This window comes from Agaribacter flavus (assembly GCF_042646125.1).
GTDB lineage: Bacteria > Pseudomonadota > Gammaproteobacteria > Enterobacterales > Alteromonadaceae > Glaciecola > Glaciecola flavus.
This window is the reverse complement of the sequence record NZ_JBHRSW010000002.1, coordinates 1-7,156: the sequence shown is the minus strand read 5'-3', so window position 1 is coordinate 7,156 and position 7,156 is coordinate 1. Positions and strand designations below refer to the sequence as shown.

7 protein-coding genes and 1 pseudogene are annotated in these 7,156 nt (G+C 39.6%); 7 read left to right on the top strand and 1 reads right to left on the bottom strand.

Going from position 1 to position 7,156, the window contains the following annotated elements:
• Both ACFOHL_RS00090 and ACFOHL_RS00085 read left to right on the top strand, forming a co-directional pair.
• A partial coding sequence (locus ACFOHL_RS00090) for a transposase domain-containing protein (protein WP_376918160.1) occupies positions 1-145 on the top strand: 145 nt, incomplete at its 5' end.
• Positions 146-155: 10 nt separating this feature from the next.
• Positions 156-389 carry a hypothetical protein gene (locus ACFOHL_RS00085; protein WP_376918158.1) on the top strand — a complete coding sequence of 78 codons (234 nt, stop codon included), beginning with the start codon at positions 156-158 and terminating at the stop codon, positions 387-389.
• Positions 390-411: 22 nt separating this feature from the next.
• Here ACFOHL_RS00085 and ACFOHL_RS00080 read toward each other — a convergent pair whose 3' ends face one another.
• Entirely contained in the window at positions 412-2,616 is a 2,205-nt protein-coding gene (locus ACFOHL_RS00080) for a multiheme c-type cytochrome (RefSeq protein WP_376918157.1), read from the bottom strand.
• 316 nt (positions 2,617-2,932) lie between these two features.
• On the opposite strand from ACFOHL_RS00080, the gene ACFOHL_RS00075 reads away from it, so the two are divergent.
• The 5 genes and pseudogenes from ACFOHL_RS00075 to ACFOHL_RS00055 all read left to right on the top strand — a co-directional run bounded on the left by ACFOHL_RS00075 (position 2,933) and on the right by ACFOHL_RS00055 (position 7,140).
• Positions 2,933-3,949: an NAD-dependent epimerase gene (locus tag ACFOHL_RS00075; RefSeq protein ID WP_376918156.1), complete on the top strand. Its 1,017-nt coding sequence runs from the start codon at positions 2,933-2,935 to the stop codon at positions 3,947-3,949.
• A 102-nt stretch (positions 3,950-4,051) separates the two neighbouring features.
• Positions 4,052-5,455, top strand: a complete 1,404-nt coding sequence (locus ACFOHL_RS00070) for a mannose-1-phosphate guanylyltransferase/mannose-6-phosphate isomerase (protein ID WP_376918159.1) — start codon at positions 4,052-4,054, stop codon at positions 5,453-5,455.
• 37 nt (positions 5,456-5,492) lie between these two features.
• On the top strand, positions 5,493-6,263 hold the full coding sequence (locus ACFOHL_RS00065; RefSeq protein ID WP_376918155.1) for a DUF2334 domain-containing protein: 771 nt from the start codon (positions 5,493-5,495) through the stop codon (positions 6,261-6,263).
• A 220-nt stretch (positions 6,264-6,483) separates the two neighbouring features.
• Positions 6,484-6,678 (top strand): annotated as a pseudogene (locus tag ACFOHL_RS00060) (transposase); the annotation flags it as partial.
• 78 nt (positions 6,679-6,756) lie between these two features.
• A complete protein-coding gene (locus tag ACFOHL_RS00055) occupies positions 6,757-7,140 on the top strand; it encodes a transposase (RefSeq protein ID WP_376918154.1) in 384 nt (127 codons plus the stop codon).
• Positions 7,141-7,156 lie beyond the last annotated feature (16 nt).

Genomic DNA, 7,156 nt, shown 5'->3' with positions numbered 1-7,156 from the left:
AAGTGCGACACTTTACTCGATTGTACAAACAGCTAAAGCAAACGGTCTCGTTCCTTACGATTACCTAGTGCATGTGATGGAAGAAATCATGCATAGCGAGCATGATCCTGAGAAACTTGCGCCGTGGAGCGTGATATTAGACTAGTGTGGTTCTTTTGACGCTTACAGTTGATGCATATCTCACTACTGCAATAGATTTTGGTTATGCTAGTGCCACTTTTGACGGATACAACAACAGTTCATTAGGTATTGAGGCTTTGTTCTCATCCAATCGTGTATCATCACTAAAGTTCTTAGCGGAACTGTCAATAGGCGGTACAGATGTGCGACAAACATCTGACGAAAATAATCAATTTTGGTTGGGGGTTCACTATTTATACTCTTGGTAATTGAGCACTATTAGTTCACTTACTACATACATTGTGCATCCTGAGCACATTTTTGTTCGAGTTGGTAATAAAGTTGATTTAACGGGGTCTCTGTATTTATTGAAAATGGTTCAAGTATTGTAAGTGCTTTCTTTAAGAACCCAAGCCTATCGAGGATGAGTGCATAGGCATATATATACTGCGTATTCTCAGGTGCTAACTCAACAGCCTCTTTTATCTGAACTAGCGCGCTATTGTAATCTTTTTGGCGAACATGAAATAAACTGGATGCATAGCGAATAAGTGCGTTGTTTGGCAGTTTTTCAATGCCATCAACATAGACCTTATATTCTTTTTGAACTTGATTTGTTGTTCGATAAACATCTGACAAATTAACATAGCCTTGTGCAAAATAAGGGTCAATAAAAATAGCCATCTTATATTGCGTTTCGGCCTTGGATACATTTCTCATCTTTAAAGCCGTTATACCAGTATTCATACGTCCTTCACCACGCCAATTATTGGTGTCTTGCATCTCCTCAAGCTCCTTAAATGCTTGCTTAAACAATGACAAGTAGTTGTGTGGCAACTGAGCACCAACCAACCGAAGCGCTGCATCGACCCTGACTGACTTATTTATGTCGTTGAGCAAAGGCGCTAACAATTGCGCTAGTTGTTGAGGCGGCATATTGGTAGTAGCGGCTAAGGCCCCCTGCTTTAACAACACATGCTCACTTCTTAGTATTCGTTTTAACTGATTCAAGTCGACTTGATGGCGAGTACCCAATACAGATAATGCGGTAGCGCGTTTGATAACAGGAACAGATTCATCGAAAATAAAACGCCAATATTCTTGTTGACTAGTTGCCTGTTGTTCAGACAATAGATGCATGTATAGTTCTTCGTTTGGTCGAGCTTTTAAATCACCATGCAACTCGTTTAAGGAAGCTTGTGCCCAATCCACAGTCTTATCAGTATGACATCCTTGACAAGCATTCGGTACACCATACTTTTTAGTCCAATCAGGGCGAGGCACCTTAAAACTATGATCTGCGCGGTAATCTACTACCATAAAGGCTTTTTCCGGCATATGACAATTAATGCACTTGGCACCTAGACTATTTAGTGGATGACCATGGTGCTCTTTGACATCAAATACTTCAGGCGCATGACATTGAGCGCAGAGTGCATTGTTATCTGATTTCAACTTCAAAGTATGAGGGTTATGGCAATCAACACAATTCACCCCTGCATGATACATTTTACTTTGCAAAAATGAACCATACACATATACCTCTTCTTTAATTTGTCCGTCTTTGTGATAGAGGGGAGGAGTAAGTAAAGAAGGCATAAATTGATTATGAAATTTAGTCGTACTGTCAAACCCATCTGTCAAAGGTGTGCGCAATGAATGGCAAGCAAAGCAAGTATCCATAAAGTCGTTGTTTCGTGGCTCTCCTTTCCAGATTGCAGTAGGCATAGTCTGTTCTCTAAACCAAACACCTGAATTGGCTATTTTACTAGCACCAGACTGATGAGGTATTGATTTGTCATCATGACAGGCAAGACAATCCACATTGTTTCCGTTAAATGAGGTCTTGAACGTATTTGTTTTAGAGTTATATCCTCGTTTTAAGTTGTCCGAATGACAATCAGCGCACATACCATTCCAGTTCTGAAGGGGTTGCTGCCAGTGCAAACGGTCGGCGGGTAAAATATCTTCATCAATATATTGAGTAAACCAACGTTGGCCTCCTTCACTCTTTGGTCGAGTATCCCAAGCGAAAGGAAAAACCTGCATACGATTATGGTGTACGTCATTACCCCCAACATCACTATCATTCTGAGTACTTTCCAAAGGCTCAGGTTCTACTAAATATTGCTGAAGAGGTTCAATGCCAAAAGTATATTTAGCGTGAAAAGTATTTGTTTTTCCATCTCTTGTTAACGATAAAAAATACATTTTTGCTACTTTAGAATTTTTTTCCAGCTCTTTCGCAAAAAAGGCGGCAGATAGTCCTTTATGATTAGCACGAATAGGAGATTCTTCAGTACCAAAAGCTCCTCTGACTGTATCTAACGCGACAGGCATCATAGACTTTGCGTGGTGAGAACGTTGCCATTCAACAATTTCTTTTTGATGGCAAGAAGCGCAGTCTGCCGAAGAGTATTTCGTCAAATGTTGAGCGATTACAAGACTACTATTCATCAATAAGAATAAGCTAATAAACAAGGCTTTAAAATCCACGTTTTTCGTTTCCCTTTGCGATTTGCATAATGACTAGTCTGGAGCTAGGTCATGTTCAAAAGTTGACGATACTAGCATCGTTGTTTAAATAAACCCACCAACATTGCATTCGAGCTTTACGTTGAAGACAAAAATACCACTGAAAATATCGCAGTTTTTTTACGTCGTATTTTCTATACGTATATATGGACGAAAAACAAATTATATTCAATAGGTTACTTATGTGAAAAATCAAATCATGACATAATTCAAACGCTGAAGTAGTATTCAGATATCTTATACGTTGTTGGATTAAAATTAACATAAAGGTAACCAAGTGAAAGTATTGGTAACAGGAGCTTCTGGTTTTATAGGTTCACACACCGTCCGAAGACTCCTAGATGATGATATTTACGTTATTGGTGTCGACAACAATAACGATTACTACGACGTAAGCCTAAAAGAAGCAAGAATTGATTGGATCAATACGCATCAAAACTCAGCTAAATTCCAATTTATTCAAATGGATATTGCAGATAAACGAGCGATGCCATTACTTTTCGAAGAGCATAATTTCACATACGTGATTCACTTAGCCGCTCAAGCAGGCGTTCGTTATTCAATAGAGAACCCCCACGCCTATATCGATTCAAATATTGTAGGTTTTATGAATGTACTGGAAGGCTGTCGGCACTTTAAGGTAGAGCATTTATGCTACGCTTCGAGTAGTTCAGTGTATGGTGCAAATGAACAAATGCCTTTTTCAGTAGAGGACAATGTTGACCACCCTGTGTCGTTGTATGCAGCCAGTAAAAAAGCCAATGAGTTGATGGCTCACACGTATAGTCATCTTTACAATTTACCAACTACAGGACTGAGGTTTTTTACTGTCTATGGCCCTTGGGGTAGACCTGACATGGCACCATTTAAGTTCACAAAAGCAATAAGTGAAGGCCGTCCTATAGATGTATATAATTATGGTAACCATAAAAGAGACTTTACTTACATTGACGATATCGTAGAAGGTGTTGTAAGGTCGACGCTCCATATTGCTAAAGAAAACCCCAATTGGAATGGAGAGCAGCCTTCACCTAGTTCAAGCAAAGCACCTTGGAGAGTATATAACATTGGAGCACAAACCCCAGTTCACTTACTAACATTTATTGAAACAATTGAAAAAGTACTTGGAAAGACAGCTGAAAAAAATATGCTTCCGATACAACCTGGTGACGTTGAAGCAACATTTGCCAACGTCGAAGCTATTGTGAATGATATAGGATATCGCCCCACAGTAAATTTAGATAAGGGTATTGCAGCCTTTATTGAGTGGTATAAAACTTTTTATAAAATATAAATTTCAGTCTAGGCTTTGTAATCAAAATATTTGGTATACGAGTCTAAATTAGTATTCGTCAACATAACTACAATACAAAATCTGAAACAGGATAGTTTAATGATAAAACCAATTATATTAGCAGGCGGCAGCGGCAGCCGCCTTTGGCCAAAATCAAGGGCAGCGCTTCCAAAACAATTCCTTAGATTGACCTCAGAACATACTATGCTGCAAGATACCATATTGCGTCTGCCCAGAGAAAAGGTAGAAACGGCTCTTGTTATTTGTAACGAAGCACATCGATTCTTAGCGGCTGAACAGTTAAGGCAGATATCAGTTAAAAGTGAAGGGGTATTATTAGAACCCATCGGCAGGAACACTGCACCAGCTATAGCGGTCGCAGCAATGCTCGCAGCGAAAAAAGATCCAGAACAGGTTCTATTAATATTAGCTGCTGACCATCTAATAGATGACCAATCGGCTCTTACCTCAGCCATTGAGAAAGCAGAAGAATTGGCTCTAAAAAATAAGCTAGTAACTTTCGGCATCGTTCCCACAGAGCCACACACTGGTTATGGTTACATCAAGTCTGGTGACTCAATCAACAACGGCTTTGAAGTTTCAAAGTTTGTAGAAAAACCTGAGTTTCATACAGCAAAAGAGTATTTAAAAAGTGGTGAATATTACTGGAATAGCGGCATGTTTATGTTCAAAGCCGGTGTTTACTTAGACGAGTTGAAGAAATTTAGGCATGATATTTATTCAGCGTGCGAACAAGCGTGTAACCAAACATCTTCAGACTTAGATTTTATACGCTTGGATAAAGAAGCTTTTGCGGCTTGCCCCGATGAATCCATCGACTATGCGGTTATGGAAAAGACGGCTCATGCATGCATGGTACCGCTCGATGCTGGATGGAATGACGTGGGAAGTTGGAGTTCTTTATGGGAAACTAGTCAGAAAGATAGCGATGGTAATGTTTGTGTCGGTGATACCATACTCCACGATGTTAAAAATAGCTATGTAAACGCCGAAGATAGAATGGTGAGTATAATAGGCCTAAATGATGTTGTTGTTGTTGAAACAAAGGACGCGGTAATGGTGGCCGATAGAAATAAAGTGCAACATATCAAGAACGTCGTTAACACCTTAAAAGCAGAAAAACGCCCTGAATTTGAATTTCATAGAGAAGTGTTTAGACCATGGGGTAGCTACGATAGTATTGATAATGGTAAACGATATCAAGTAAAAAGAATTAGTGTTAAACCTGGTGAAAAACTTTCTGTACAGATGCATCATCATCGCGCCGAACATTGGATAGTAGTAAGCGGCACAGCGAATGTGACCATCGGAGAAAACACTAGGCTAGTTACTGAAAACGAATCTGTATACATTCCAGTAGGGGATGTTCATGCGCTTGAAAATCCTGGCAAAATACCGTTGGAACTAATTGAAGTCCAATCGGGTTCTTATTTAGGTGAAGATGACATCGTTCGATTTTCAGATAGATACGGTCGAGTGAAATAAAGCCCTCGTTAATTTTTAATAAAGATGGAAATAAGCTATGCAACTACGTAAGTTTTCATTGAAATTGCTATTCGCTATTTCCTTGTTTTATATATTGATGGTTGAAGCAACAGCACAACTACCGGTGATAATAAAACTCGACGATCTAAAATACAGTGACGATGCAAAAATGTCCAAATATGGCGTTAGTCATAGTTGGGTATCTATCATGTTATATTTAAAGCAAAAGGATATTAAAGCTTCACTTGGGGTCGTCGCTATGGGCTTAGAGAATTCTACACCAAGGCACAGAAAGTGGGTCAAAGAGCTCATACGCGACGGTCACGAAATATGGCACCATGGGTATTCTCATGCAAAAAATGGAAAAGCAGGGGAATACCACGGACATAGCTTCTTTGACCAAAAAGAAAGCTTTGGAAAAGCCTTGACCTTAATTGAGTCAACCTATGACACAATCGTTGTTTCAGTAGGCACTCCATTCAATCAAAATGATAATACATTTCTAAAAGTATTAGAAAGTTATCCACAAATAAAAGTCTGTATATTTATAAAAGGGCAATGCCCCAACCGGGGCATGAACCTAAAGCGCTTTGGTTCTAAGCTAGAGTATAAAGTAGGCGAAATTGATGCAGCACTTTTCTCCAAATATTTAGAGAAAAATCTACACCGGCCTTACCTTGTATTACAAGGCCACCCGAGCCACTGGAACAATAAAGATAAAAATGAATTCAAAAAAATATTAGACATGCTTATCAAAAATAATGCCCGATTCATTACTGCAGAAGAGTATTATCTAAGGCGCAAATGATTAAGACGCTAAGCCTCCCTCGGTAGAAGGGGAAAGTCAGTTAACTATAGAAACTGTTTAATTGCTGGATAGATATATTATTTGACGACATGTTTGGAGCCATCGTAAGACAAATGTCCGTAATCCCATACCAGTAGTTTATTATTATGGGCTAGAGACTGTAACTAAATCTGTGTAACTGCCTATCAACTCATCCCAATGGGATTTAAGATAGGTAGTTATGAACAAGAAAGAACTAGAAGCCTTCGCTAAAGAAGCAGCAAAAACCATTAAGACAGAAGCCGATTTAACTGACTTCCGTAAAATGCTAACCAAAGTTACCGTTGAGGCTGCGCTCAACGCTGAGCTTGATGACCACTTAGGTCATGCTCGTCATGAGCAATCCGAGTCAGGTAATTATCGTAATGGTTATACCTCCCCCCTCTGTCAAAATAGTTGTCCTGTCCCTTTTTTAGGGTTCTAATAATGATAGAGAGGGCGAAAAGAGAACAATGTGGGTTATCCAAAAGAGCGCAAAGAAGCAGCGCTAAAGAAAATGATGCCACCAAATAATCAACCAATATCACAAATTGCAAAAACGGAAGGTATAAGCGAGGCAACACTCTATGCATGGCGTGCGGACGCCAGAAAGTCAGGGCGACTATTGCCAGATGGCGATACGACGCCAGAAGGTTGGAATGCATCTGATAAGTTTGCCGCCGTTTTAGAAACAGCCAGTTTGAATGACGCTGAGCTATCAGCATGGTGTCGAGAAAAAGGGCTCTACCCCGACGTTTGTCAACATAGTTGTCGTGTTTTTAAGCTACTTCTTTCTCTAGTTTTTGACCATCATCGTCTGGGTTTAAATACACTTCCGTCACTGGCTCCCAGTCTCTAATGTCTCCACGCCATCT